Source organism: Kitasatospora sp. NPDC001660, assembly GCF_053596725.1.
Window position 1 is genome coordinate 103,493 of the sequence record NZ_JBSFGU010000022.1, and the last position, 25,183, is coordinate 128,675.

General features: G+C 71.0%; 23 protein-coding genes and 2 pseudogenes. 11 read left to right on the forward strand and 14 right to left on the reverse strand.

Features of this window, described 5'->3' with window-relative positions; all coding sequences use genetic code 11:
- Nucleotides 1–48 precede the first annotated feature (48 nt).
- Nucleotides 49–999 (forward strand): SGNH/GDSL hydrolase family protein, encoded by a 951-nt coding sequence (locus ACWCXH_RS23550; RefSeq protein WP_449803429.1) that lies wholly within the window; start codon nucleotides 49–51, stop codon nucleotides 997–999.
- Nucleotides 1,000–1,063: 64 nt separating this feature from the next.
- On the opposite strand, the gene ACWCXH_RS23555 is transcribed toward ACWCXH_RS23550, so the two are convergent.
- Nucleotides 1,064–2,185, reverse strand: coding sequence for a HoxN/HupN/NixA family nickel/cobalt transporter (locus ACWCXH_RS23555; RefSeq protein WP_449803430.1), 1,122 nt, complete (start codon nucleotides 2,183–2,185; stop codon nucleotides 1,064–1,066).
- A gap of 246 nt (nucleotides 2,186–2,431) precedes the next feature.
- Here ACWCXH_RS23555 and ACWCXH_RS23560 point away from each other — a divergent pair, with 246 nt between their 5' ends.
- The gene (locus ACWCXH_RS23560; protein ID WP_449803431.1) at nucleotides 2,432–4,294 is read left to right on the forward strand and encodes a CocE/NonD family hydrolase; all 1,863 of its coding nucleotides are present in this window, start codon (nucleotides 2,432–2,434) and stop codon (nucleotides 4,292–4,294) included.
- A 56-nt stretch (nucleotides 4,295–4,350) separates the two neighbouring features.
- Nucleotides 4,351–5,043 (forward strand): aspartate/glutamate racemase family protein, encoded by a 693-nt coding sequence (locus ACWCXH_RS23565; RefSeq protein ID WP_449803432.1) that lies wholly within the window; start codon nucleotides 4,351–4,353, stop codon nucleotides 5,041–5,043.
- Between the two features lie 45 nt (nucleotides 5,044–5,088).
- Here ACWCXH_RS23565 and ACWCXH_RS23570 read toward each other — a convergent pair whose 3' ends face one another.
- Nucleotides 5,089–5,394, reverse strand: a complete 306-nt coding sequence (locus ACWCXH_RS23570; protein WP_449803433.1) for a VOC family protein — start codon at nucleotides 5,392–5,394, stop codon at nucleotides 5,089–5,091.
- Nucleotides 5,395–5,533: 139 nt separating this feature from the next.
- Here ACWCXH_RS23570 and ACWCXH_RS23575 point away from each other — a divergent pair, with 139 nt between their 5' ends.
- From ACWCXH_RS23575 to ACWCXH_RS23585, 3 genes are all read left to right on the forward strand, one after another.
- Complete coding sequence (locus ACWCXH_RS23575; RefSeq protein WP_449803434.1) at nucleotides 5,534–5,905, forward strand: DUF6507 family protein; 372 nt, start codon at nucleotides 5,534–5,536, stop codon at nucleotides 5,903–5,905.
- Nucleotides 5,902–8,367: a hypothetical protein gene (locus ACWCXH_RS23580; RefSeq protein ID WP_449803435.1), complete on the forward strand. Its 2,466-nt coding sequence runs from the start codon at nucleotides 5,902–5,904 to the stop codon at nucleotides 8,365–8,367. The genes ACWCXH_RS23575 and ACWCXH_RS23580 overlap by 4 nt, the downstream gene beginning before the upstream one ends.
- Before the next feature lie 97 nt (nucleotides 8,368–8,464).
- Complete coding sequence (locus tag ACWCXH_RS23585) at nucleotides 8,465–8,845, forward strand: hypothetical protein (protein ID WP_449803454.1); 381 nt, start codon at nucleotides 8,465–8,467, stop codon at nucleotides 8,843–8,845.
- A gap of 182 nt (nucleotides 8,846–9,027) precedes the next feature.
- Here ACWCXH_RS23585 and ACWCXH_RS23590 read toward each other — a convergent pair.
- From ACWCXH_RS23590 to ACWCXH_RS23615, 6 genes and pseudogenes are all read right to left on the reverse strand, one after another.
- Nucleotides 9,028–9,234, reverse strand: a pseudogene (locus tag ACWCXH_RS23590) (RNA-guided endonuclease TnpB family protein); the annotation flags it as partial.
- Between the two features lie 128 nt (nucleotides 9,235–9,362).
- Entirely contained in the window at nucleotides 9,363–10,793 is a 1,431-nt protein-coding gene (gene ltrA, locus ACWCXH_RS23595; protein WP_449803436.1) for a group II intron reverse transcriptase/maturase, read from the reverse strand.
- A gap of 703 nt (nucleotides 10,794–11,496) precedes the next feature.
- Nucleotides 11,497–11,772, reverse strand: a pseudogene (locus tag ACWCXH_RS23600) (transposase); the annotation flags it as partial.
- Nucleotides 11,773–11,862: 90 nt separating this feature from the next.
- Entirely contained in the window at nucleotides 11,863–12,051 is a 189-nt protein-coding gene (locus ACWCXH_RS23605) for a hypothetical protein (RefSeq protein WP_449803437.1), read from the reverse strand.
- Entirely contained in the window at nucleotides 12,039–12,305 is a 267-nt protein-coding gene (locus ACWCXH_RS23610; protein ID WP_449803438.1) for a hypothetical protein, read from the reverse strand. Before ACWCXH_RS23610 ends, ACWCXH_RS23605 begins: the two co-directional genes overlap by 13 nt.
- Nucleotides 12,302–12,670, reverse strand: coding sequence for an ATP-binding protein (locus ACWCXH_RS23615; RefSeq protein WP_449803439.1), 369 nt, complete (start codon nucleotides 12,668–12,670; stop codon nucleotides 12,302–12,304). Before ACWCXH_RS23615 ends, ACWCXH_RS23610 begins: the two co-directional genes overlap by 4 nt.
- 276 nt (nucleotides 12,671–12,946) lie before the next feature.
- Here ACWCXH_RS23615 and ACWCXH_RS23620 point away from each other — a divergent pair, with 276 nt between their 5' ends.
- Together ACWCXH_RS23620 and ACWCXH_RS23625 are read left to right on the forward strand one after the other, a co-directional pair.
- Nucleotides 12,947–13,795 (forward strand): helix-turn-helix domain-containing protein, encoded by an 849-nt coding sequence (locus ACWCXH_RS23620; RefSeq protein WP_449803440.1) that lies wholly within the window; start codon nucleotides 12,947–12,949, stop codon nucleotides 13,793–13,795.
- A gap of 17 nt (nucleotides 13,796–13,812) precedes the next feature.
- The gene (locus tag ACWCXH_RS23625; protein ID WP_449803441.1) at nucleotides 13,813–14,004 is read left to right on the forward strand and encodes a DUF397 domain-containing protein; all 192 of its coding nucleotides are present in this window, start codon (nucleotides 13,813–13,815) and stop codon (nucleotides 14,002–14,004) included.
- A gap of 107 nt (nucleotides 14,005–14,111) precedes the next feature.
- Here ACWCXH_RS23625 and ACWCXH_RS23630 read toward each other — a convergent pair whose 3' ends face one another.
- Both ACWCXH_RS23630 and ACWCXH_RS23635 read right to left on the reverse strand, forming a co-directional pair.
- Complete coding sequence (locus tag ACWCXH_RS23630; RefSeq protein ID WP_449803442.1) at nucleotides 14,112–14,762, reverse strand: tetratricopeptide repeat protein; 651 nt, start codon at nucleotides 14,760–14,762, stop codon at nucleotides 14,112–14,114.
- A 45-nt stretch (nucleotides 14,763–14,807) separates the two neighbouring features.
- The gene (locus ACWCXH_RS23635) at nucleotides 14,808–15,107 is read right to left on the reverse strand and encodes a cupin domain-containing protein (RefSeq protein WP_449803443.1); all 300 of its coding nucleotides are present in this window, start codon (nucleotides 15,105–15,107) and stop codon (nucleotides 14,808–14,810) included.
- A 132-nt stretch (nucleotides 15,108–15,239) separates the two neighbouring features.
- Between ACWCXH_RS23635 and ACWCXH_RS23640 the strand changes: the two genes are divergently transcribed.
- Nucleotides 15,240–16,094, forward strand: a complete 855-nt coding sequence (locus ACWCXH_RS23640) for a hypothetical protein (protein ID WP_449803444.1) — start codon at nucleotides 15,240–15,242, stop codon at nucleotides 16,092–16,094.
- A gap of 31 nt (nucleotides 16,095–16,125) precedes the next feature.
- Here ACWCXH_RS23640 and ACWCXH_RS23645 read toward each other — a convergent pair whose 3' ends face one another.
- The 3 genes from ACWCXH_RS23645 to ACWCXH_RS23655 all read right to left on the reverse strand — a co-directional run bounded on the left by ACWCXH_RS23645 (nucleotide 16,126) and on the right by ACWCXH_RS23655 (nucleotide 19,633).
- Nucleotides 16,126–16,782, reverse strand: coding sequence for an HAD family hydrolase (locus ACWCXH_RS23645; protein ID WP_449803445.1), 657 nt, complete (start codon nucleotides 16,780–16,782; stop codon nucleotides 16,126–16,128).
- A gap of 225 nt (nucleotides 16,783–17,007) precedes the next feature.
- Nucleotides 17,008–18,555, reverse strand: a complete 1,548-nt coding sequence (locus ACWCXH_RS23650; RefSeq protein WP_449803446.1) for a putative Ig domain-containing protein — start codon at nucleotides 18,553–18,555, stop codon at nucleotides 17,008–17,010.
- Between the two features lie 136 nt (nucleotides 18,556–18,691).
- On the reverse strand, nucleotides 18,692–19,633 hold the full coding sequence (locus ACWCXH_RS23655) for a hypothetical protein (protein ID WP_449803447.1): 942 nt from the start codon (nucleotides 19,631–19,633) through the stop codon (nucleotides 18,692–18,694).
- A 172-nt stretch (nucleotides 19,634–19,805) separates the two neighbouring features.
- Here ACWCXH_RS23655 and ACWCXH_RS23660 point away from each other — a divergent pair, with 172 nt between their 5' ends.
- Together ACWCXH_RS23660 and ACWCXH_RS23665 are read left to right on the forward strand one after the other, a co-directional pair.
- On the forward strand, nucleotides 19,806–20,924 hold the full coding sequence (locus ACWCXH_RS23660; protein WP_449803448.1) for an alpha/beta hydrolase: 1,119 nt from the start codon (nucleotides 19,806–19,808) through the stop codon (nucleotides 20,922–20,924).
- Nucleotides 20,925–21,014: 90 nt separating this feature from the next.
- The gene (locus ACWCXH_RS23665) at nucleotides 21,015–23,459 is read left to right on the forward strand and encodes an ArnT family glycosyltransferase (RefSeq protein ID WP_449803449.1); all 2,445 of its coding nucleotides are present in this window, start codon (nucleotides 21,015–21,017) and stop codon (nucleotides 23,457–23,459) included.
- A 157-nt stretch (nucleotides 23,460–23,616) separates the two neighbouring features.
- On the opposite strand, the gene ACWCXH_RS23670 is transcribed toward ACWCXH_RS23665, so the two are convergent.
- Nucleotides 23,617–25,183: alpha/beta hydrolase (locus ACWCXH_RS23670; protein WP_449803450.1), on the reverse strand; the 1,567-nt coding region annotated here is incomplete at its 5' end.

Here is a 25,183-nt window from a genome sequence, read left to right on the forward strand (position 1 = left end):
CGGCTGGCACGACCCCCACCTCGTCGTTTCTCTCCCCCAGGAGGAACCGTGCTCCGCCCTGCCCGGAAACGCCCCGCCCGCGCACGCGTCCGCCGTGCCCGGAATTCCGCGCTCGCCGCCGTCGCCCTCGGCGCCGCGCTCGCGCTCACCTCGACCACCGCCCAGGCGGCCACCCCCGCCCCGAAGCACTACGTGGCGCTCGGCGACTCCTACGCCGCCGGCGCGGGCGTCCCCGGCCAGTCCGCCGGCCTGTGCCTGCGCTCCGACCACAACTACGGCCACCTCGTCGCCGCCGCCCTCCACGCGGGCGCCTACACCGACGTCACCTGCGCCGCCGCCAAGGTCAAGGCCATCACGGAGCCCCAGTACGACCTGTTCCTGAAGGTCAACGACCCGCAGCTGGACGCCGTGACCCCCGACACCGACCTCATCACCCTCGGCATCGGCGGCAACGACCTCGGCACCAGCGACATCGGCATCGGCGACGTCATCGCCACCTGCATCGCCGGCGCCATCGTCAACCCGCTCGGCACGCCCTGCCAGGACGTCTACAACCACGGCCACTGGGGCTGGAGCAGCTGGAGCTGGCAGTACGGCGAGGACGACCTCGCCGACCGCATCGACGCGGCGCGGCCCCGGCTCGCCGAGGCCATCACCGAGATCCACGCCAAGGCCCCCAAGGCCAAGGTGCTGCTGGTCGGCTACCCGTCCGTGCTGCCCGCCGACGGCTCGTCCTGCGTGCTGCGCCAGCCCATCGCACCGCGCGACATCCCGTACCTGTACCGGACGCTGAGCAGCCTCAACGCCATGCTCAAGGCCACCGCCGCGGCCAACGGCGCGGTCTACGTCGACACCCGGACACCGACCGCCGGGCACGACGCGTGCTCGGACGACCGCTGGGTCGAGGGCGCGCTGCCCGGCTCGCCCGCCGTGCCGTTCCACCCGAACGCGACGGGCGAGAAGGTGATGGCGGCCGCGGTGCTGGCCGCGCTGCGCTGACCCGGGAGAGCCGCAGGGGCGGCGGACCGTCCTCCGGTCCGCCGCCCCTGATGCGTGTCCTGGGCTACTCCGTCTCGGCGCCCGCCGAGGCCAGGCCCGCCGACCACTTCTCCTCGACCTTGCCGTACTTCCAGAACAGGATCGCCCCGGCCCAGGTGAGCACGAACAGGCCGACGATCGCGTAGCCGACGAAGTTGAGGTCCAGGGAGCCGATCCAGCCGATCGGGCCGCTGGTGATGTCCAGCTTCTCGCCGAGCAGGCCGATCAGTTCGATCAGGCCGATCACCAGCGCGACCAGGACGGACAGGCCGGTGACGGTCAGGTTGTAGTAGATCTTGCGGACCGGACGGGAGAACGCCCACTCGTAGGCGAAGTTCATGAACGAACCGTCGATCGTGTCCAGCAGGCTCATCCCGGCCGCGAACAGGATCGGCAGCGTGAGCAGCGCGTACCAGGGCAGCGAGAAGGCCGCCGCGCCGCCCGCCAGCACGAGCAGCGAGACCTCGGTGGCGGTGTCGAACCCGAGCCCGAACAGCAGCCCCACCGGGTACATGTGCCAGGGCTTGGTGACCGCCCGGGTGACCCGGCCGAGGATGCGGTTCATCAGCCCGCGCTTCTCCAGCTGGCGCTCCAGCTCCTCCTCGTCGTACTCACCCTCGCGCATCTTGCGGAACACCTTGAGGATGCCGTTGAAGGCGCCGAGGTTGATCAGGCCGAGCAGCAGCAGGAACGTGCCCGAGACGGTGGTGCCGATCAGGCCCGTCATCCTGTGCAGCGTCGAGTCGTCCGCCTCGACCTGGTCGGCGAGCGAGCGGATGCCGAAGGCCAGCAGGGCGCAGAGGCCGAAGACGATCGAGGAGTGGCCCAGCGAGAACCAGAAGCCGACCGACAGCGGCCGCTTGCCCTGGCCCATCAGCTTGCGGGTGGTGTTGTCGATCGCCGCGATGTGGTCCGCGTCGAAGGCGTGCCGCATGCCGAGCGTGTAGGCGGTGAGGCCCATGCCGGCACCGAAGACCTGGCCGCCGACGTCGTAGTGCTCGGGCGCGACGAGCGCCAGCAGGGTGAACCAACCGACCACGTGCAGGGCGAGGATGAAGCCGCCCATGCCGGCCAGGCGGATCCACTCCTCACGGGTGAGCCGGTCGCGCCATCTGACGGACGGGGCGCCTGCGGCGGGGGTGGCCATGCTGTGGTCCCTTCGTGTGATCGGAGTGCTGGGCCATCCTTCCCTCGACCGGGAGGCAGTTGCAAGCGATTCGCAAATACCAGATGCCGCGAACAGCGACCCGGGCAGGTGAAGGTGGCGCAAACCCGGGCCTTCACCACCGCGCCCGATTCATCAGGAAATCGGCAGACTCCTCCCCTAGGGTCGGAATGCCGGCACGCACACCCCCGTCGGCACTCACCGGCCCGGGACCCGATGGGAGCGGCCATGCCGTCGTACCCCTTCCACACCACGCGCGAGGACGTCCGCATCCCGCTGCCCGACGGCACCGAGCTGTCCGCCCGCGTGTGGCGCCCGGTGGGCGACGGGCCCGTCCCCGCCCTGCTGGAGTACTCCGCCGGACGGCTCACCGACTGGTCCGCCGCCGACGACGCCCGCCGCCACCCCTGGTACGCCGGCCACGGCTACGCCGCCGTCCGGGTCGACACCCGCGGCCACGGCAACTCCGGCGGCCTGCCCGTCACCCCCGGCGACGAGCAGGAGCTCGCCGACGGCACCGCCGTGATCGCCTGGCTCGCCGCCCGCCCCTGGTGCAGCGGCCGGGTCGGCCTGCTCGGCGTCGGCGCGGCCGGCACCACCGCCCTGCGGCTCGCCGCGCGCGCCCCCCAGACGGTCCGGGCCGTCGTCACCGCCTGCCCCGAGGGCGGCCACCGGCTCGGTGGCGCCGTCCTCGCCGCCGACCTGCACACCCGCCTCACCGCCCTCGTCGCCGACGCCGCCCGGCCGCCCGACCCGCGCCACGTCGGCGACGCCTGGCGCCCGCAGTGGCTGGCCCGGCTGGAGTCCCTGGAGCCGCCCGCCGAGGCCTGGCTCACCGCCGGGGAGACGTCCGTCCCGGTCTCCGTCCCCGCGTTCGCGATCGCCGGCTGGGGCGACCCGTCCTGCTCGTTCGTCCTGCGCCTGCTCGCCACGTCGCCGCAGGCCCGCGCCCTGGTCGGCCCCTGGCCGCACGGTCTGCCCGAGGACACCCTGCCCGAGACCCTCCGCTGGTGGGACCACTGGCTGCGCGACATCGACACCGGCGTCCGCAAGGAGCCCGCCCTGCGCAGCCTGCTCGGCACCCGCTGGGTCGGCGACGAGCTCTGGCCCTCCCCCGACGTCCGCGAGGTCCACTACGGCCTCGACGGCCAGCTGCAGACCGCCGGCACCGCCTCCGACGACCGCTACGTCCACGTCCGCTCGCCCCAGCACACCGGCCTCGACGCGGGTGCCTACGTCCCGCTCGGCCGGCCCGCCGACCGGCCGCCGGACCAGCGGGAGGAGGACGGGCGCTCGGTCTGCTTCGACTCCCGGCCGCTGCCCGAGCCCGTCGAGGTGCTCGGCATCCCGTCCGTCCGGCTCCGGCTGCGCGACGACGGGCGACCCGCGCTGGTCGTCGCCCGGCTGTGCGCGGTCGGGCCGGACGGCACGTCCGAGCTGATCACGCGGGGCGTGCTGGCGGCGGCCGGCCCGTCGGGCCCCGAGGACGTCGTCGTCGAGCTCGCCGCGTGCGCCTTCGCCGTCCCCGCCGGGCACCGGCTGCGGCTCGCGCTCTCGTCCGCGTACTGGCCCTGGGTGTGGCCCGCCCCCGAGGGCGCCGAGTACGCCGTCGACCCGTCGCACAGCGCCCTCACCCTGCCGGCCCGCCGCCTCGCCGCCGACCTGGGCGCGACGCCGGTCGTCTTCGAGTCCCCGGTGCTGCCCGACCCGCTCGCCGTCCACCTCACCGAGCCGCTCACCGCCCACCCCGAGCGCGTCACCGTCCACGACCTCGGCCGCCACGAGTGGCGCACCGAGCTCTCCCCCGCCACCGACGGCACCCGCACCCAGCCCGACGGCCTCGTCCGCGACGAGCACACCGTGACCGCCTACCGCGTCCTCACCGACGCCCCCCTCAGCGCCCAGGCCCGCACCGACCACACCACCCGCATCGAACGCCCCGACATCGGCTGGGACGTCACCCTCCAGACCCGCTCCCAACTCCGCTGCGACGCCACCCACTTCATCAGCATCGTCCAGCTCCGCGCCCTGGAGGCCGGCTCGGTCGTCTTCACGAGGGAGTGGCAACACCGCGTCCCGCGAACGCCCTGATGAAAGCTTGACTTATATATTTGCCGAATCATCATGGCTTGATTTATAACTGGCCCATGAAGACGCTCGGATTGATCGGCGGCATGAGCTGGGAATCCACCGCCGAGTACTACCGCCTCCTCAACGAACTCGCCCGGGAGCGGCTCGGCGGCCTGCACTCCGCCCAACTCGTGCTCTACTCGCTCGACTTCGCCGCCGTCGAGCGCCTCCAGGCCGAGGGCCGCTGGACCGAGGCGGGCGAGATCCTGGCCGACGCGGCGCGCTCCCTGGAGGCGGCCGGCGCCGACCTGCTGCTGATCTGCACCAACACCATGCACAAGGTCGCCGACCAGGTCGCGGCCGCCGCCTCCGTCCCGCTCCTGCACCTCGCCGACGCCACCGCCGCCGCGGTCCGGGCCGCCGGCCTGCGGCGGGTCGGGCTGCTGGGGACGGCGTTCACGATGGAACAGGACTTCTACCGCGGCCGGCTGGCGGCGGGCGGCCTCGACGTCATCACCCCCGACCCGGACGGCCGCGCCCTGGTGCACCGGGTGATCTACGAGGAGCTGTGCGTCGGCGTCGTCCGCGAGGAGTCACGCGCCGAATTCCGGCGGGTGATCGCCGAGTTGGCGACCGCGGGCGCCGAAGGCATCATCCTCGGCTGCACCGAGATCGAACTCCTCGTCCGCCCCACCGACAGCCCCCTCCCCGTCTTCCCCACCGCCCGCCTCCACGCGGAGGCCGCCATCGAAGCGGCGCTGGCCGGGTAGCGGAGGTCACCGCGGTCGAGTTCGATCCTCTCTCCGCGGCCCGGCTCAGGCCGTGAGGGCCGTCGGGGGCGACAGGGGCGTGAGGAAGATCCAGACATGGCCGAAGGGGTCCCGGAGGGTCGACTGGCGGTAGCCGTAGGACATGGCGGCGGGCGGGGCGAGGAGTTCGGCGCCGGCGGTGACGGCCTGGTCGGTGACGGCGTCGACGTCGGGGACGTAGACGTGCAGGGCCACGGCGGCCGCGCCACCCACGGCGGGCGCGGCCGCCGTACCGGGAACGGTGACTCGATGGCGACCCGGAGTGACGCCTTGGGTATCGTTCGGTGTCGAAGATTGTTCGGTTTGGGGCAAAGAGAGTTGGCCCGCACGGGGGGCGTGCCCGGGGGCTGGGACGCTGCTGCTGTCTCGGTTCCTGCTGCGGTGCGCGGTGTGTGTGCGGGGCTGTGCTCGGCGATTTCGGCCGGCCGGGGTAGCGGATGCAGGGGGCGACGTGGTGGTCCAGCCGCAGGGCGGGCAAGGGCAGTTGAAGAAGGACGGACTGATCGGGGCCGCGCAAGCGGCGGGGACTGCGGTGCCGGGATTGCAGAAAGGGGCCGAGGTCCGGGGCGGGGTGTCGGCGGGTGCCCCTCTGTTGTCGCACCACGCTCTGGGGCCGGTCGCGGCGGGGCTGTCGCCGTATCTGGAGGGCCGTCACATCGGGTTGAGGTCGATGGCGGAGCGGGGCGAAACGCTTCTGGCTGACACGGTGGAGGCAACGAACGCATACCACGCGAGTGATCTGACGGCGGGGAAGATTGCGCAGGAAGCGGGGAGGACCGCGAACCTTCAGACGCTGGGCATCCGGCCGGAGGGGGCGAAGTGAGCAACGATCCGGTCAACCCTGCCGAGGTCCCGGTCTTCACCGGCGATCTGTTCGCACTGGACAACAGGGTGAAGTCGATCTCGACGGCAGGGGCGGCGACAGCCGCGGCCGCGGGGAGCGTCCACACGAGCTTCGGCGGGCTGAAGTCCTACTACCACGCACCCGAGGCCGAGCAGCTTTTCGCGACCACCAAGCCGGTCGACGACCTCGGCACGAAGCTCAGCTCCGACGCGTGCACCATCGCCGGCGCCCTGGGCGCCTACAGCCGGGACGCGCGTCCGCTGGTGGCGCGGATGCACGACCTCAAGATCCAGGCCGAGGCGTTCAAGTCGAAGGCCGACGGTGACCACGACTGGCGTCAGGACGAGGGCAAGGTCCACGAGAACAACCGTCGACGCGCCGAGATCGCCGAGGTGTGGACGCAGTTCCAGGAGGTCGAGCGCACCGCCTACGCCAAGATCGTCGCTCTCGTCGGCGGGAAGCCGCTGCGGGTCAACGATGGCTCCGACGCGGACGACATGTACGGCTACGACGCGAAGGCGTTGAAGGAGTCGAAGTCTCTGCCCTGGGGCGACACGGTCGACCGGGACATCCCCTGGTGGGACCTGCCGGCCCAGGCGGTCGAGTTCGGCAAGGGCGTCTTCGTCGACGGGATCTGGGGCACTATCAAGGGCCTGGGCACGCTGGTGGGTTTCGACGGCTGGGACGCCTTCAAGCAGTCCTGGACGGGGCTCGCCAAGCTGGCGACCGGCCTCGTCATCACCGCGATACCCGTGGTCGGCGAGGCGTACTGGCTGATGCCGGAGGACAAACTGCCCTCGTGGCTGCGGGATTCTCGCACCGCGATGAAGGAGACCGGCAAGGCTCTGGTCGCCTGGGACCAGTGGAAGACGAACCCGAGCCGCGCGGGTGGCGCGGTCACCTTCAACGTGCTGACCGCCATGACTGGCGGCGGCGCAGCTGCGTCGGGCGCGGGCAAGGCCGGCGCGGCCGGCAAAGTGCTGTCGGTCGCCGGTAAGGTCGGCAAGGTCATCGACCCGATGACCTACGTCTTCAAGGGCGTGGGCTTCGGGCTCACGAAGGCCGGCGACGTGCTGACCGCCCTCAAGGGCATCGACAACGTCAAGATTCCCGAGATCCACATCAACAGTGCGTTCGCTCTGCCCGAAGGAGCGGTCAAACTCCCCGGTGGGGAGATCAAGCTCCCGCCCGGCACCGCGATACCCGAAGGCGCCATCAGGACCGCCGACAACACCATCAAGTTGCCCAAGGGCACCGTCGAACTCCCGCCCGGCACCGTCAAACTGGAGACAGGAGGCAAGACCAGATTCCTGGACCACGACGGCAACGTCTACGACGCCGAGGGCAACATCCTCCAGCACGGTGACCAGGCGCCGAAGGACGTCGCCGGTCTTTCCGGCAAGGACCACCATCCGGCCCAGGCCACCACCCGCGAACCCGTCGGAGTTGGAGTCCGCAGCGGCGACAACGCCATCCGCCTCGGCTCCCACCCATCCGACCCCGTCCACGCCCTGGAACACACCCCCGGCGGCCACGTTCCCGACAGAGTCGGCGCGGGCGGTCCCAGCCACGTTGAGAACGCGGCCGGCCACCCGACCGCCTCTGCACACCCGGGCAGCGGATCTCACCCGGCCGGCGGGGGTGGCGGTACGCACGACACGCCGTCCACGGGTGGCCACGCCGCGGACAACCCGACCAGCAGCGGCTCCGGAAGCGGCGCAGGTTCGCACACGCCGTCGGGTGGCGGGTCCCACACGCCAAGCAGTGGTGGCGGTTCGCACACGCCTTCCGGTGGCCACGGTGACGGCACCGGCGGTCACTCGACGGGCGCCCATGGCGGAGACGGAGCCCACAGCAACGACGCGGGTGGGCTGGACGACGCAGCCCACCCGGCAGCCGAACCAACTCCGGCTGATCACGACCCCCACTCGCACCACGGCACCGGACAACCGCGCGGTGAGCTCATGCCCGGTACGGCGGAGCGAACGCTTCACCAGATGCGGGCCATGCGCAGTGGACGGGCTCGGTTCAACGGCGCTGAGGACTACCTTCGAGAGATGACGGGCGGGGGACCCGAGAAGCCCTATCCCGTGCCGAAAAATGACCACCCCTACTACCCCGTATCGACGCCGGGTGGGCGCAAGGTCGACGTCCCGGTTCACATGCCGGACGGCCGCACACTGGCTGTGGAGGTCAAGCACTATCAGGAGTGGCGAACGATCACGCTCAAGGACGGTTCCACGCGCCGCGTGAAGGGAGAAGTCCCGTTGAGCGATAAGATCAAGGAACAGATCAACAAGGATCTGGCGCTGCGTCGCGCGGATCCGAAATTCGATCCCCGCTGGGTCTTTCTGCATGCCCCCCCGTCGCAGGCCCTTAGGAACTATCTCACCCAGGCTCGCGTCATCTTCATCGAGTACGGGCCCGCCCCCAAGAAGTAAAATGTCAACGGAAGGCTCAAGCGTGACCAGAGCAAACGAACCGGATCTCCAGCGATGGATCGAGGAGGGGCGCCGGAACATCGTTGACGTGGCTGACATGCTCGGGGTGGCACCCGAGATCTACACGCGCAACCCGATGAGTCTCATTCCCGCCCTCCAGGACTATGTCGCGCGCGCTCCGCTGAATGAATTCGAGCAATCGGACTGGATCACCCTGCACAGCGATCTGATGTCCTACGTCGCCGATTACCTGATTCAGAAGCACGGAGCGCAGTGGAAGGTGGCGGACGACCCCAGCGTGCCCCGCGGATACCGCTATGTGATCGAGGCGACGGGGCGGGACGGGGTGACCCGCCGTATCGACCCTGCCGATGTCGTACGGACGGAATTCTCCGATCTCCCGATCGAGATTCCCCGGATGCTGGCCAGCGCAGAACTCACTCTGCGTTTGACGGCGCAGTTCGACGACGGTGAATAACGCATCCACGCCGCCATGGGGCAGCTAAAAGTGATCCCTCCGCGCGGCCACCGCAGTAGGACTTGGCGGGACCCGTTGGCGGCACCTGCGACTTCCGCAGCGGTGACCGGTTTTGCTGAGCCGCTCGTCTCGTTCCGAGGACAAGCGGCTCAGCGGGTGTAGCCGCCCAGCGCGGACGCCCAGTATCCGGGCTTCTCGCCGGACCTGACGCGGCGGAAGAACGCGGCGAACGCCTTGTCCAGCCGCCGAAGCGTCGCCTGCTGCGAGCTGAACGGCCAACGACCCTGACGTTCCGGGTCGAACGCCCGGATGTCCTTGAGCTGTGCGGACTGGTCGCTGTGCCGGACCGTCGTCCTGGAGACGTGCCGGTAGGCGTCACGGCATTCCTGGTGAAGTCGGTCCGGAGCGCGGTCCCGGCCGTGTGGCCGGTCCGTTTCTCCGGACCGCTTCCCGCACCCGCCGTGCGGCTCTCACCGCAACGGGCGCTCCACAAGCCCCGCTCGGCTCGCGGTGTTCCTCATCCGGCCAGTGGCCAGGGCGAGGGAATCGCTGCTCCCCGGTACCGGTATCGCGTCGTGCTCACCTTCGCCGGGTTGAACAGCTCGATCGTCTCGCCGGTCGGCCACCACCGTCCGCCGCCGAAGCGGCGTCTCAGTTCCTTCCAGTTCATCCGGGGATGCTTCTTGCGCAGCCATCTGATCACCCGTTCCCGCGCGTAGTGGGACAGGTAGTTGAACGCCTTGCTGGAGACCCCCGGCCGGAAGTAGGCGCACCAGCCCCGCATCATCCAGTTGAGCTGGACGAGCAGGGCATCCAGTGCCAGGTCGATTCCTACCGTGCGGCACTTCGCCTTCACCTTGTCCGTCGCGGCCTTCAGGGCCTTGCGCGCCGGGTAGGTGTAGACGTAGTGCTGATTGGTTCCTCGCTTCCGATGGCGCTGGATGTGCCATCCCAGGAAGTCGAGGCCGTCCTCAATGTGGGTGACCAGGGTCTTCTCCTGCGACAGGCACAGGCCCATCGTGGAGAGGACTCCTGCGATCTCGTCCTTGAGTGCTTCGGCGTCGGCACGCGTGCCGGACACCATCAGACACCAGTCGTCCGCGTAGCGGACCAGCCGACAGTTCGGCAGGCCCTTGCGACTGCGTCTGAGCCTCTCGTTGCGGTCAGAGCCGTTCCCTCCCGGAGCCCTAAAGACGTATTCGTCCAGGACGGAAAGGGCGACGTTGCTGAGCAACGGGGACAGGATCGACCCTTGCGGGGTTCCCATGCTGGTTTCCCGAAGTCGGCGGTCCTCACCGAGGATGCCCGACTTCAAGAACGCCTTCACCAGCGCCAGGACGCGTTTGTCTCCGATCCGTGCTCGCACCCGGTCCATCAGGGCCGGATGAGAGATCTCGTCGAAGCAGGCTTTGATGTCGCCCTCGACGACCCACTCGTAGGAGCGGGCAGCGAGATAGCGCACCTCGACCACGGCGTCATGTGTCCGGCGATTCGGGCGGAACCCGTACGAACACGAGAGGAAGTCCGCCTCGAAGATCGGCTCCAGCACGAGCTTCAGGGAAGCCTGCACCACCCGGTCGGCGACCGTCGCGATCCCCAGGCGACGGAGCTTGCCGTTCGCCTTCGGAATCATCCGCTCTCGCACCGGAAGGGGGCTGAACGTACGATCCTTCAACCCCGAGCGCAGCCCGTCGAGGAAAGCCTCGACGCCCCGCACGGCCTCGACGTAGTAGGCGGTCTCCCCGTCCACTCCGGCCGTTCGGGCTCCCTTGTTGCCCCGCACCCGAGCCCACGCCACCAGAAGGAAGGCGGGGTCGGTCACGAGGTTGAACAGGTCATCGAACCTGCGATGAGGATCACCGCTGGCCCAGCGGTGCAGCTTCGTCTGGATCTTCAGTACCCGGAGTTCCGCCCCGAACAGGGCGTCCTCCAGTTCGTCGGTATTCACCGGCGAAAGCCTCCTGACCTTCCAGTTCCTCCGCTGCGGACTTGCTGTCCTCCTTCGCCGTGTGCGCGCCTCTCGCGCGCTCGGACTACTACGAGGACTCCGCCACGTCCTGGAGGCATCAGCCGACCACGGGCCTGCCCGCGCCCTGGCTGGCTGCCCGGACACAAGGCGTCCCCAGGACGCTTCCCACGTTCACCACCATCCGTTCGACAAGGGAGCCGCCCAGCTCTACCCCGGCAGCATCGCCACGCCTACGCCGTAGACCTTCAACGTGGCCTCCCCACCGGCGCATTGACCCGGCTTCGGAGTCGCCGCCGCGTTCAGCGACAGCGTGCACTGCACCCGGCCCATATCCGCCAGATTGGAGCCGGCACAACGATTACGGGGCTTCAGGCACTGGTTCCTCTCGTACGGCTTCTCGTCTCGCTTGCCGGACCCGCACTGTCTGGCAGTGCCAGCACGTTCCGGCGTTGTCGGGGCCGCTTGCCATCCTTCCGCGCGGGCCGCGGTTGGACTGCCCCCAGCTCCATCTGCCTGCTACGACAAACGGACGGCAGAGGTCTCCCACCTCTGCACGGTTATGGTGGCGCCTCGTGGCGCACCAGAGCCCCGTTGTAGAGCGAGCAGTGATCCCGCAGCATCTCAGAAAGTGCCTGCTGCTGCCCCACGGTGGGCCGCATGAGGAACTCTTGGCCGTGTTGACGGCGGCGTTGATGTCCCGGTCCAGCCATACGCCGCATGCCCGGCACTGCCAGACGCGGACGTGCACGGACTTGGCCAGCCTGGTGCGGGCGAGTCCCTTCACCGCCAGGTCCCCCACCGCGATGGCTTGGTTTTCGCTCATCAGCCGGGTGGAGAGCTGGTGGTGGAACTCGCGCCGGGCGTCGGCGACCTTGGCGTGTGCCCTGGCGACCTTGACGCGGGCCCTGGTCCAGTCGCTGCTGCCCTTCTCCTTGTGGAAAAGAGCAGGTCTCCCCACCTCGGACCGGCGCCAGAAGTCGGCCCGGCCGACTTTCTGTGTGGGCTGTGCCGCCCGGTGGGTCTGGCCGGGCGGCGGGGGCGGAGAGGATCAGGCCGTCGGTATGCGGCGATGGGGGGTGGGGTGGTCGGGTTCGAGGTCGTCGCCGTTGGGGCGGAGGGGCACCCGCAGGACGGCGAGCGCGCCAAGAGCGACGACGGCGATGGCGAGGAGCAGGAGGACGAGCAGGGCGAGGCCGGCGAGGATACGGGCGGCGCCGGGGTGGTTCAGGGCCCCCACGGGCCCTCGGCCTTTTCGTGGTCGAGGAGCAGGCTGAGGAGGTTGAGGACGGTGCTGGCGGGGGCGTTGCCGAAGCGGACGAGGACGCGGCCGTCCACGACGCTGTCGGTGGTGGCGGAGGGCCAGATGAGGCCGAACTTGCGGCCGCGCTCGCAGACTTCGGCGAGTAGAGCGGCGATCTGGGGTTCGGTGTAGCTGCGGGTGCGGGGATCGGCCGGCGCGATGGGGTGCCGACGGTTGGGGGTGTCGTTCATGCGGCGGAGTCCAGTTCGAACCAGACGGACTTGCCGGAGGAGCGGGCGTCGGTGCCGAAGCGGTTGGTGAGGTGGCGGACGAGCTGGAGGCCCCGCCCCGTCATCTCGTAGGGGTCGGAGCTGTTCCGCGGGATGGGCAGCAGCGGGCTGCCGTCGCTGACGGAGACGCGGAGAGTGCGGTCGAGGACGACGACCACGACGACAGGCGCCGGACTGCCGCCGTGGCGCCAGGCATTGATGAAGAGTTCGTAGAGCGCGAGCTCCGCGTCGGCGACGCTGTCGGGCTTCCACCCGGCGCGCGCCATGGCCTCGCGCAACTCCTCACGCGCGGCCGTCCAGTCTGGGGGGAGTCCAAGGGGGAACACGAAGAGACCTCCGTGGGGCGAAGTGGATCACTCAAAGCCGCATGCCCACACATGCCTTTCGGGCAACGGCGAGATCACGGAATCGACGCCTACTCAGCGCATGCGACCCGCTACGCTCAGCATGGCGCCCATGCGACATTCAGCGCAACTCATTCGCCACTGCATGCATCTATGCATTTCGAACCCGGATTCGGCTGCCTAGACTGCCAGTTGTTGGTAGCGCGCCCGCCCATCTCACGGGCAGACTGGTCAATCGACAGTTCAGGAGGGGTCCACATGGCGGTCTCGACCGTTCGCCGACGGCGACTCGGCGGCGTGCTGCGGAAACTGCGCGAAGAGCGAAAGCTCACTGCCGACACGGTCGCCGAAGCCACGGGCATGAGCCAGCCCAAGCTCACTCGTATCGAGACCGCCCACACCGCCGCCAAGATCGAGGACGTCATCAAGCTCCTCGACTACTACGAGTGCGAGGACGAAGACTTCCGCGCCGGCCTGATCGCCATCACCAAGGACGGGAGCAAGCGTGGCTGGTGGCTGAGCTACCGCGATGTCATCAATGCCACCGCCAACGACCTGATCCTCCTGGAAGCCGACGCGTCCACCTACAAGACCTACGAACCGGCCTTCATCCCCGGACTGTTCCAGACGCCCGAGTACGCCAGGATCGTCATCGACCGACTCCGGATCCGATCAGGCGGAACCGTCGAGGACCTCGTCCAGGTTCGGATGGCACGTCAATCTATCCTCACGCGACCGGACCCGGTGCAGGTCTGGGCCGTCATCCACGAGGCCGCCCTCTGCTCGAACGCGAATCGCCCCGACATCATGGTGCCGCAACTGGACCGGCTGTTGACTCTCAGCCGCCTGTCCAACGTCAACATCCAGGTCATGCCGATCGGCGCCGCAGTCCACCCCGGGATGAGCGGGGCGTTCGCGCTGATGGGGTTCCCACAGCGGCACGACCTCGACGTCGTACTGGCCGAAGGGCTTCTCAGCAGCCTGTGGGTCGAAGACCCCGCCGATGTGGAGCTCTACCGGGCCAAGTTTCAGGAGATCACGGCGGAGGCTCTATCCGTCGACTCCTCGCTCGATTTCATCACCGCACAGAGAGACAAGATCAAGTGACCCGTTTCCATCCCGAGGTGAACTTCAGGAAGTCCAGTTACAGCGGAGGAGACGACAACTGCGTCGAGGTGGGCGTCACGGACGAGCCGATCATCCACATCCGTGACTCGAAGGACCCCTCCGGGCCGGCGCTGGTCTTCGACCCTGCGGCGCACTCGGCGTTCATCAACGCCGTCGCCGCTGGGGAATTCGACTTCGGTCTCCTCTAGCGGCACGGGAGCGCCCGGCAGGCTCGGCCTGCCGGGACTCTCTCCCCCCGCCTTCGAGAGTAGCCAAACTCACCGTTCCTACAGCGAAGTTGAGCGAAGCTTGAGCTTCAGGTCAGCCCCAGGTCCCGGCGGGCCTCGGCGATCCAGCGCAGGACGCCGTGCGACGCGGTCCCGGTCGCCAGTTCCTCCGCCTCCGCCAGCAGCGCAACGGCATCGCCCCGCCGCTCCTCCTGGGCGGCGAGATAGACGAGTCCCACCAGGTTCGCGGCCACGCCCGGACGGAAGTCCAGGTCCCGCCGCAGCGCGGTGGACTCCTCCAGGTACGCGCGGGCTTCGGACAGGCGGCCTGCCATGTGGGCCAGGATTCCGAGGTGCCGCAGGACGTACGACCTGATGAGGTCGTCGCCTGCCGCTTCCGCCAGCTCCGAAGCCCGCTCGAAGAACGGCCGTGCGGCCCCTCCCTCGCCCCGCACCACCTGGTGGTACGCACCGATCCAGAAGGCGGCATCGGCGCGACCGCGCACGTCCCCCAGGTCCTCGTACAGCCCGGCAGCGCGCTCGAACAGCGCCAACTCCTCCTCGTCGGCCCTGCCTTCCGCCATGAAGCGGGCGTGGAGGAGGCGGCCACGGCCCATCGCGAGATCCGCCTCGACGGCGTCGAGGCAGCGATCGGCGGAAGGGATGGCATCAGCGTCACCACCAAACACGGCCCGGTCGTAGAGCCGTCCGGCTTGGTCCAAACGTTCGTCCGAGATCATGCGCCGATCGTCTCAGGTCACCATCGGCTCAGGCTCGGCGGTTCGTCAATTACCCTCCGGCACCTCGACGATGAGCAGCGTGCCGCCGCTCCCCGGACGCACCGCGTGGACCGCGCCCGCCGGTACGCGGTACAGCTCCCCCGCCCCGACGCTCAGTTCCACGCCGTCCACCAACAGTTCCAGCCGCCCCTCCACGACGAGCAAGGCCTCGGCCGCCGCGTGGACCTCGGGCGGCAGCGCCCGCCCGTCCATCCGCAGCACCTTCACCGCTGCCGTCCCGACCTCGGCGAGCACCTCCGACCGCCAGGCCTCGGGCAGGGACGAAGCGGCGTCGACCAGGTTCATGGCATGTCTCCCAGCGGTCCGCCCGGGCTCCCGGGCGTCCGCGCGTCGCGTTCAGTGGATGTCCCGGACGCTACGCGAGCAGGGCCGGTCATTGGTCGACCGTTCGGTAAAACCTGTGCGTAAGCTCCCGCCATGAACACGAACGGGGTCGACGCGCGGGCGCTCTACACGGCACTGCTGGAGTACGAGGGCGCGGATCGGTACAAGGAGATCATCAGCCCCTGGCTCGACCGGGCCCTGAGCGAGGGGTACCGCGAACGGATCGCCACCGCGGCCCGCCACCGGCCCTGGTGGGAGGAGCCGGGCGGGCGCGAACTCAACTGGGAGCTCTACGCGTTGAGCCGCGTCAGCGACTACCTCCTGCTCGACGGCCCCGACCACCCCGAGTCGTGGCAGGAGTACCTCGACTTCTTCACCGCGCTCGGCATGACCCCCGTCGAGGACGACGGCGCCTTCGACCCGTTCCACCACGAGATCGCCGAGGTCGACCAGGCCGAGGACCGGGACGCCCCCATCGAGGTCCTCGCCCTCCGCCGGCCCGGGCTGATGCTCGGCGAACTGCTGTTCAGCCGCGCCGGTGCCCGGATCCGGGCCGGTGCCGCGCACGCCGAGCGCGGGGTCGCCGATGCCTGGCCGATCTACTGGACGTTCCGCCGACGCCACCGCCCGACCGTCGACCTCTCACAGGGCTGGGGCAGCAACTCCCAGTGGCGCACCGAGCTCCGCCTCGACTACCGGACGCCCGACGGCGACCACCTCAACGCCTCGGAGGGCGTGGCGATCGACGGCTACCCGGACCTGCCCGCGGACCACCCGGAGAACCTCGACGCGGACGACCGCCTGCTCACCCCCGCCGAGCGGCGCGACCTGCTGCGCCACCGCACCTTCCTGCGCGTCCCCGAGGCCGTCGACGCCCTGGCGAGGTCCGACAGGTGGCAGCGGGACTTCTTCCCCTTCGAGTGGCGACTCCCGGCCGGTGAGAGCTGAACCTACAGCGCCGAACCTCGCCGATGACGTGCTACCCCCGGTAGCCGCCGATCAGCTCCGGCAGCTTCCGCATGTCGTCGAAGACGACCGTGTCCGGCCCCGCCAGCCGCTCCGCCGGGGTGAGCCCGCCCGCGTAGCCGAGCGCGCGCATCCCGGCGGCACGGGCGGCCTGGACGCCGGGCAGGCTGTCCTCGACGACGACGCACGCCGCCGGGTCGGCGCCCATCTGCCGGGCGGCGTGCAGGAAGAGGTCGGGCGCGGGCTTGCCGCGCCCGACCTCCGTCGCACTGAAGATCCGGCCGGCGAAGTGGTCGTGCAGGCCGGTGCGGCCGAGGGTGTGGCGCATCTTCTCGTGCGAGCCGCTGGACGCGACGCAGGTCGGCAGGGCGATCCCGGCGAGCGCCTCGGGGATCCCGTCGACCGGCGCCAACTCGGCGTCCACGGCCTCGGCGTGGAGCTCGACGAATCGCTCGCGCCACCGGTCGGCGGTCGCCGTGCCGAGCCGCTCGGCGACCACCGCGTGGTTGGCCGCCTCGGAGCGCCCGATGAACCACTCGACCACCTCGGCCCGCGTCAGCGGCCACCCCAGCTCCGCCCCGAGCCGCATCTGGACGCGGGCGGCGATGACCTCGCTGTCCACGAGGACCCCGTCACAGTCGAATATCACCAGCTCAATAGGCTTGATCATCCGGCCAGCTTAGGCCTCGGCAGGATGCGGCGCCGTTCGAGATCCATTTCGGCCGGAACGACGGCGAGTTCCTCCCCCCTCGCGGACCGGGGCGGGACACCGCGCGAGCTCGTCCGCGGGGCGACGTGATGACGGGCGTGCTGCGCGGTCCGGCCAGCGGAGCCGACCGGACCGCGCGACAGCCTCACCTCACCTCACGTCACCTCAACTGGACCTCACGTCACCTCAACTGGTCTGGACGGACGTGTCGTCGATCACGAAGCTCGTCTGCAGCGAGGTGTCCTCGGTGCCGGTGAACTTCAGCGTGACGCTCTTGCCCGCGTAGGACGAGAGGTCGAAGGTCCGCTGCTGGTAGCCGGCCGCCGCGTCCACGTTGGAGTACGTCTTCAGCGTGGTCCCGTTGACCGACACCGCCAGCTTGTCGTACGCCGTCGTGCCCGTCTCGGCCGTGTCGATGTGCAGCCAGAAGCTCAGCGTCGCCTTGCAGCCCGCCGGGATCGTCACCGTCTGCGACAGCGTGTCCGTGTGCGACGAGCCGTAACCGTCCAGCCACGCCTTCCAGTTGCCGCCGTGCGCCGCCTGCGACGCACTGTTGTCGATCACACCGCTGGACGCCGTCCACGGCGCCGCCGAACCCGTCTCGAAGCCCGCGTTGCCGAGCAGCTGGGTCGGCGTGCAGGAGCCACCCGTGCCCACGACCGTCCAGTTGAAGCTCGTGGTCGCGGTCGCACCGGTCGCGTCGGTCACGGTCACCGTCACGGCGGACGTGCCGACGGCGCTCACCGAGCCGCTGATGAGCCCGGTCGAGGAGTTGACCGACAGGCCGGCCGGCAACCCGGTGGCGGAGTACGACAGCGGCGCGGTGCCGCCCGAGGCCTGGAGCTGGAGGCTCACCGGGCCGTTCAACGCGGTCGACTGGTCGCCCGGGCTGCTCACCGACACGGCGCTGCTCCCGCCCGGCTTGGTGAGCAGGCAGCCGCTGACGGTGAGGTCGATGGCCCGGCCCGCACCGAGGCAGGTGGTGAACCAGTAGGTCTCCTCGCCGTAGCTCTGGCCCTTGGTGGCCGTGGTGCTGCCGTCGGCGGCGACCTCGCACGGGTTGTTGAGGGTGCACATCTGGCCGTCGTCGTTGCCGGTGTTGTTGATGCCGACGATCCGCCCGCTCGCGGAGTCGATGATCGGCGAGCCGGAGGTGCCGTGCGTGGTGTTGCAGCCGGAGCTGTAGCGCAGCGAGTCGTGCCAGGTCCACTGGTCCTCGCGCAGGGTGGACACGAACCCGTTGACGGAGCAGTTCCAGACCTGCTTCCAGTACGACGAGGGTATGTACATCGCCGCGCCGTCGGTGGGGTGGCTGTCGTTGACGGTGAGCGCGGTGACGCCGTAGCGGCTCTTGATCGAGCCGTAGGTGTCGGTGAGTTCGTAGAGCGTGACGTCGGTGCCGGTCATGGTCGCGTACAGCACCTTGTCGGCCTGGACGGTGCCGAGGGTGTTCCCGGCGCCGTCGAGCAGGGTGCCGCTGCGGCTCGCGGCGACGTTCTGGATGACCTCGCCGGCGCTCGGCATGGTGGGCAGGCAGTGGCCGTTGGTGAGCATGAGAGCCCGGTCGCCGTCCACGGAGGCGGGGTAGCGGACCAGCGAGGCCGAGCAGTCGTCGAGCGCGATGGTCGCCGTGAGGTCGGCCGCCTGGACGGCCTGCGCGGGGGCGGCGGCGAGGGTCAGCCCGCCCGCGATGACGGCGCTCGCGCCGGCCATGGCGACAAGTCTCTTGAACATGGCTCTCCTTGTGGGGGATCGCGGGGTGCCCGGCTGGTCGCCGAGGCCCGCGCCGCACGAAAGTGCCATGGCCACTTCAGACGGTCAACAGTGTCGACCGAAAAAGGCCGGGGAACGCCGCTGAACGTCAAGGACGCTACGGTTGCGGGAAGTTGTTCTGGTCCACGTCCTCGGTCTTGGCGTTGCCGCCCACCACCGGCTTGAGGGTGATCGACCAGGAGGTGGCGGTGCGCCCGGTCTCGAAGGCCAGCGTGTCCTGGAACTTGGTGAACCGGCAGCTCTGCGTGAAGCCCTTCGCGTCGTTGTCCCAGTCCACGCCGCCCGAGAAGTAGACCTCGTACGTCCCGTCCTCGACGCCCTCGATGCTCGCGTTCGAGCCCTTGGCCACGTACACCGAGTGGATCGACTTGCCGTCCAGGGCGAGCGTGACGACCGCGTCCGAGCTGCCGCCGTTGTCGACCTTGAACACGCCCTCCCCGTGCAGCCGCCCCTTGCGGACCATCGTGCCGTTGTCCAGCGAGCGGTTCTGCGCCGCCGGGGTCTGCGGGACGGCGAAGGCGGTCTGGTAGCCGGCCGTCGCCATCTTGGCGAGGGCGGCGGTGACCGCCTTCAGGCCCGCGGCCTGGCCCACCTCCGCGAGGCCGGCGCTGAGGCCGCACACGGTCTTGTGCTTGATGTCGCCCTGGATCTTCGCCATATCGGTGTTGAGCTGGGTGAGGGCGGAGGCGAGGTCGCTCTGCGTGATCCCGACCTCGGGCGGCTCGTTGGCCGTGCGCAGCTTGAGGCTCGCGGTCCTGGCGCTGGTGGCGATCTCGGCGAGGTCGGTGTCGAGGTCCGCGAGGGTCTTGGCCGTGGTCACCTTGCCGAGCGCGGTGGTGACCGGGTCGACCGCGCCGGTGAGCACCGGGCCGTACGGGGGCCGGGTCGGCGTCGGCGGAGCGGTGCGGGTCGGCACGGGCAGCGCGGTGACGGTGCCGGACGGCTGCGGATCCGCGGCCGAGCCCCCTCCCCCGCTGGAACAGGCCGCGAGCAACAGCGCCGAGCCGACGGCCAGACCGGCCTTGGTGATGGACTTCATGAATCCCGCCCCCACGTGTCGTCCCCTACACACGTCGCGCACGTCACGTGCACGTACCCCGCCGACATGGTCCCGGAGTGTGCGCAGCATGGTCAACAGGGCGCAGAAGGGGCGTGCAGGCGCACACGAGGGGCGCGCGGGGACCCCTGGCCGGTCAACTACCATCGGGCCCGTGCTCAGTCTCACCGGCCTCCCCCTCCAGATCGTCGCGTCCGTGATCGCGATCGCCGTCCTCGCCGCCACCCTGTGGCTCTGGCCGAGATTCAGCGGGCGGACCTGGAAGGCCTGGCTCGGCCGGATCGCCGCCTTCCTCGCCGCCCAGATAGCCGTACTCGTCGCCATGGGCCTGATCGCCAACGGCTACTTCGGCTTCTACAGCTCCTGGAGCGACCTCCTCGGCACCAACGGCAAGCAGGGCACGGTCGTCGACCACACCCCCAACGCCGCCGTCGCCGTCACCGGCGAGCAGAAGATGTACTCCGCCCAGGGCTCCGATCCGGACCGCTCAGGGCTGATCCAGAAGGTCGCCGTCAAAGGAGCCGCCAGCGGCCTGACCAGCGACGCGTACGTCTACCTGCCGCCGCAGTACTTCCAGGCGGACTACGCCAAGCGGCAGTTCCCGATGGCCCTGGTCATCGCCGGCTACCCGGGCTCGGCCGAGAAGCTGATCTCGCTCATGCAGTACCCGGCCTCCACCCTCGCCGCGATCGAGCAGAAGAAGCTCCCGCCGACCGTCCTCGTCATGATGCGCCCCACGCTCTCCGGCAACCGCGACACCGAGTGCATGGACATCCCGAACGGCCCGCAGGTCGAGACCTTCTTCACCAGCGACCTGCCCAAGGCCCTCGCCACCACCTACCGGATCGGCGGCGACCCGGCCAACCGCGCCGTGATCGGCAACTCCACCGGCGGCTACTGCGCGCTCAAGTTCGCCCTGCGCAAGCCCGACGCCTACCGCTCGGCCGTCTCCCTCTCCGGCTACTACACCGCGCCGATCGACGAGACCACCGGCGACCTCTTCGACGGCAACGCCCGGCTCAAGCAGGAGAACGACCTCGTGTGGCGGCTGAAGACCCAGCCCGCCGCGCCCGTCAACCTGCTGCTCGCCACCAGCTACGACGAGAACAACTACGCCGACACCCAGTCCATGGTGGGCGCGTTCAAGGCCCCGACCAAGCTGTCCACCATCACCCTCGACAGCGGCGGCCACAACTTCCACACCTGGACCCGCGAGATCCCCCCGGCCCTGGAGTGGCTCGGCCAGCACCTGGCCATGCCGCAGGCCGCCTGACGCCCGGGCCGAGCGGGTGAACCGTAGATCACACCCCGCTCACAGCCCGGTCTCACGGTTCTCTCAGGCGTGCCACGCAGGGTGTGGCGCATGACCACGACCAGCTACACCCAGCCGGCCGGCGAACCGTGGCCCGAGGCCGCGGACCACCCGCCGCCGGAGGTGCCCCAGCCGGCCCCCGCCCCGGACCCGGCTCCGCTCTTCCCCGAGCACCCCCTGCCGCCGACCGGACCCAAGGGCCCGGCCTCCTGGTCCGGCCGGCTGCGCACCCTCCCGGCCCGCGCCTGGCGCGGCCGCGAGGACGACCCCCGCTGGGTGCGCCCGGCCCTGCTCGGTCTGATGGCCGCCACCGCCGTCCTCTACCTGTGGGGCCTGAGCGCCTCCGGCTGGGCCAACGCCTTCTACTCCGCGGCCGTCCAGGCGGGCAGCCAGAGCTGGAAGGCGTTCTTCTTCGGCTCCTCGGACGCCGGGAACTTCATCACCGTCGACAAGCCCCCGGCGTCGCTGTGGCCGATGGCCCTGTCCGCGCGGATCTTCGGCCTCTCGTCGTGGTCCCTCCTCGCCCCGCAGGCGCTCATGGGCGCCGCCACCGTCGGCGTCCTGTACGCGGCGGTGCGCCGCCGCTTCTCCCCGCTCGGCGGCCTGCTCGCCGGGGCCGCGCTCGCCCTCACCCCGGTGGCGGCGCTGATGTTCCGCTTCAACAACCCGGACGCGCTGCTCGTCCTGCTGCTCACCCTGACCGCGTACGGGCTGATCCGCGCGATCGAGACGGCGAGCACCAGGTGGCTGCTGTTCACCGGCGCCGTGTTCGGCTTCGCGTTCCTCACCAAGACCCTCGCGGCGTTCCTCATCCTGCCCGCCTTCGCGGTCATCTACCTCGTCGTGGCGCCCACCGGCTTCTGGCGGCGGGTGCGGCAGGTGCTGCTCGCGGGCGTGGCCCTGACGGTCGCCGGCGGCTGGTGGGTCGCGGTCGTCGAGCTGCTGCCCGCCTCCGCCCGCCCCTACGTCGGCGGCTCGCAGGACAACAGCTTCCTGTCGCTCACCTTCGGCTACAACGGCCTCGGCCGCGTCGACGGCAACGAGCGCGGCAGCGTGGGCGGCGGCGGACACCTCCCGGCCGGGCTCGACCTGCCGGCCGGCGCGGCGCAGGCGATGAAGAACCGCGGCTGGGGCCAGACCGGCATCACCCGCCTGTTCGGCAGCGACATCGGCGGGCAGATCGCCTGGCTCATGCCGGCCGCGCTGATCCTGCTGGTGTTCGCCCTCTGGGCGACCCGCCGCTACGCCCGCACCGACACCGCCCGCGCGGCGTTCCTGGTCTGGGGCGGGTGGCTGATCTCCACCGCGCTGATCTTCAGCTTCATGTCCGGGATCTTCCACCAGTACTACACCGTGGCGCTCGCCCCGGCCGTCGCCGCACTGGCCGGCATGGGCGTGGACGGGCTGTGGCGGGCGCGGCACCGCCTGCCGTACGCGCTGGTCCTCGCGGGCACGCTCGCGGTGACGGCGGTGTGGGCGTTCGTCCTGCTCGGCCGCAGCGCGGACTTCCTGCCGTGGCTGCGCTGGGCGGTCCTGGCCGCCGGGCTCGTGGCGGCGGCCGCGCTGGTGGCCGGGCAGTTCGCCGGGCGGGCCTCCGGACGGGTCGGCGCGCGGATCGCCTCGGTGGCGGGCCTCGTCGGCCTCGCGGCGGCGCTCGGCGGTCCGGCGGCGTACGCGGTGGACACCGTCGGCACCGCGCACAACGGCTCGATCATCACGGCCGGGCCGTCCGTCAAGGGCGCGTTCGGGCCCGGCGGCGGCCGGGGCGGCGCCAAGGGCGGCAAGGGCTTCCCGGGCGGCAGGTTCCCCGGCGGGCAGGGTGGTTTCCCCGGCGGGCAGGGCGGCCAGGGCGGCTTCCCCGGCGGGCAGGGTGGTTTCCCCGGTGGCCAGGCCCCGCGCGGCCAGAACGGCGGCGGATTCCCGGACGGCTTCGGCGGCGGCTCCGGCGGCTTCCCGGGCGCCGGCTCCGGCGGCGCGAACGGCCGCCACGAGCGCGGCACCGAGGGCGGGCGCGGCACCGGCAACGGCACCGCGGGCGGCTTCGGCGCGACGGACCCCGAGGGCATGGGCCCCGGCGGCTTCGGCGGCTTCGGTGGCGGCATGGGCGGTCTGCTCGGCGGCACCAAGGTCAGCGACGAGGCCGCGGCCCTGCTCGAGCAGGACGCCGACCACTACACCTGGGCCGCCGCGACCACCGGCTCCCAGAACGCCGCGAGCTACCAACTCGCCACCGGCAAGCCGGTGATGGCCCTCGGCGGCTTCAACGGCACCGACCCGTCGCTGAGCCTGGCCGACTTCCAGAAGTACGTCCAGGAGGGCAAGGTCCACTGGTTCATCGGTGGCGGCTCCCACCGCGGCTTCGGCGGCGGCTCCGGCGACGACAGCGGGCAGCCGACCGAGAGCGCCCAGATCGAGGCGTGGGTGACCAGCCACTTCACCGCGAAGACGGTCGGCAGCGCCACCTTCTACGACCTGACGGCGGCCCCGACCTCCTGAGCCTTGCAAACCCCGAGGGGGCGCACCGCGACCACGCGGTGCGCCCCCTCGGCGCGTCACCGGCAGGACGGGCGCCCCCGCCCCCACCGCCGGCCACCGCAGCCACTGCCCGCCTCAGCCGGGCAGACACCGTCCTCCGCGCACCGCCGATTGTCCGTCAGTCCGACGCGCAGTGCGTCCCCGCCTCCGGCAGCCGGCCGTCCACCAGGTACGCCGCGACGGCGTCGCGCACGCACCCGCTCTTGTCGTACGCGGTGTGCCCGTCGCCCTCCCGCGTCAGCAGCACGCCGTGCTCGAACCCGGCCGCCATCCGCTGCGCCCACGGGTAGGGCGTGACCGGGTCGCCGGTCGAGCCGACGACCAGGATCGGGGCGCTGCCCGGCGCCCGCACCGTGTGCGGGTGCTCGGTCGAACGGTACGGCCAGGGGCGGCAGTCGGGGTCGAGCAGGGTGGCCCGGGTGTCGTGCGCGCCGATCAGCGGGGCCCGGGCGGCGAGGTCGGCGAGCGCCGCGCGCATGTCGGCGTCGGTGGGTGCGAGCGGGGCGTCGGCGCAGTGGATCGCCGCGTACGCGTCGGCCGGGGTGTCGAAGTGGCCGTCCTCGTCGCGGCCGTTGGAGCCGTCCGCGAGCTTGAGCAGTTCGTCGGCGTCGCCGCGGGTGATCGCCTGCTCGATGGCCGTGCGCAGCCGCTCCCACGAACGGTGGCCGTCGTAGAGGACGTTGAGGACGCCGTTCCAGCCGAGGGTCGCGGTGACCAGCCGTCCGCCGGAGGAGAGCAGCGGGTGCGCCTTGAGGCCGTCGAGGAAGGCGGCGAGCCGCTTGGGGGCGGCGGCCGGGTCGGTGCCGAGCGGGCAGAAGTCCTCGGCGGAGGCGCAGTCGGCGGCGAACGCGGTGAACTCGGCCTCGGTGGCGGCGGCCTGCTCGCCGTTGAGGTGCAGGAGGTCGGTGCTGCGCTCGACGGCGCCGTCGAGGACGAGCCGGCCGGTGCGGTCGGGGAACTCCTCGGCGTAGAGGGCGCCGAGGTAGGTGCCGTAGGACAGGCCGAGGAAGTCGAGCTTGCGGTCGCCGAGGGCGCTGCGCAGCACGTCCATGTCGCGGGCGGAGTTGCGGGTGCCGACGAACGGGAGCAGCTTGGCGGCCTTGGCCTGGCAGGCGTCGGCGAGGACCCGGCCGTGGTCGTAGGACGGGTCGTCGGTGCTGGTCCACTCGTCGCGGGTGCCGTCGTCGAGGCAGTTGACGGGTAGGGTGCGCCCGGCGCCGCGCGGGTCGAAGCCGACCAGGTCGAAGTGCTCGTGCAGCGGGCCGCCGTAGCTCCTCCAGCCCCACTGGACCTGGGAGGTGCCGGAGTTGCCGGGGCCGCCGGGGTTGAGCACGAGGGAGCCGATGCGCCGGCCCGGGTCGGCGGCGGGCACGCGGGCGAGGGCGACGTCGGTGGTCTCGCCGCCGGGGTCGGCGTAGTCGAGCGGGACCTTGAGGGTGGCGCACTGCACGACGGGCTCGTCGGGGTCGGCGTTGCCGTCCTCGTTGCAGGGCGCCCAGTCGATCCGCTGGTCGTAGAGCGCGCGCAGGGCCGGGGAGGCGGTGGCGGAGACCCGTTCGGCGATCGGCGCGCGGGCGGCGCCGCCCGCGGCGCCCCCCCCCCGGGGGGCGGCCCCCCGGGGGGGGCCGGCCGGGCGCCCGCCGCCGCGGGCCGCGGCGGGGGCGGGGCGGGCGCGGCGCGGGAGA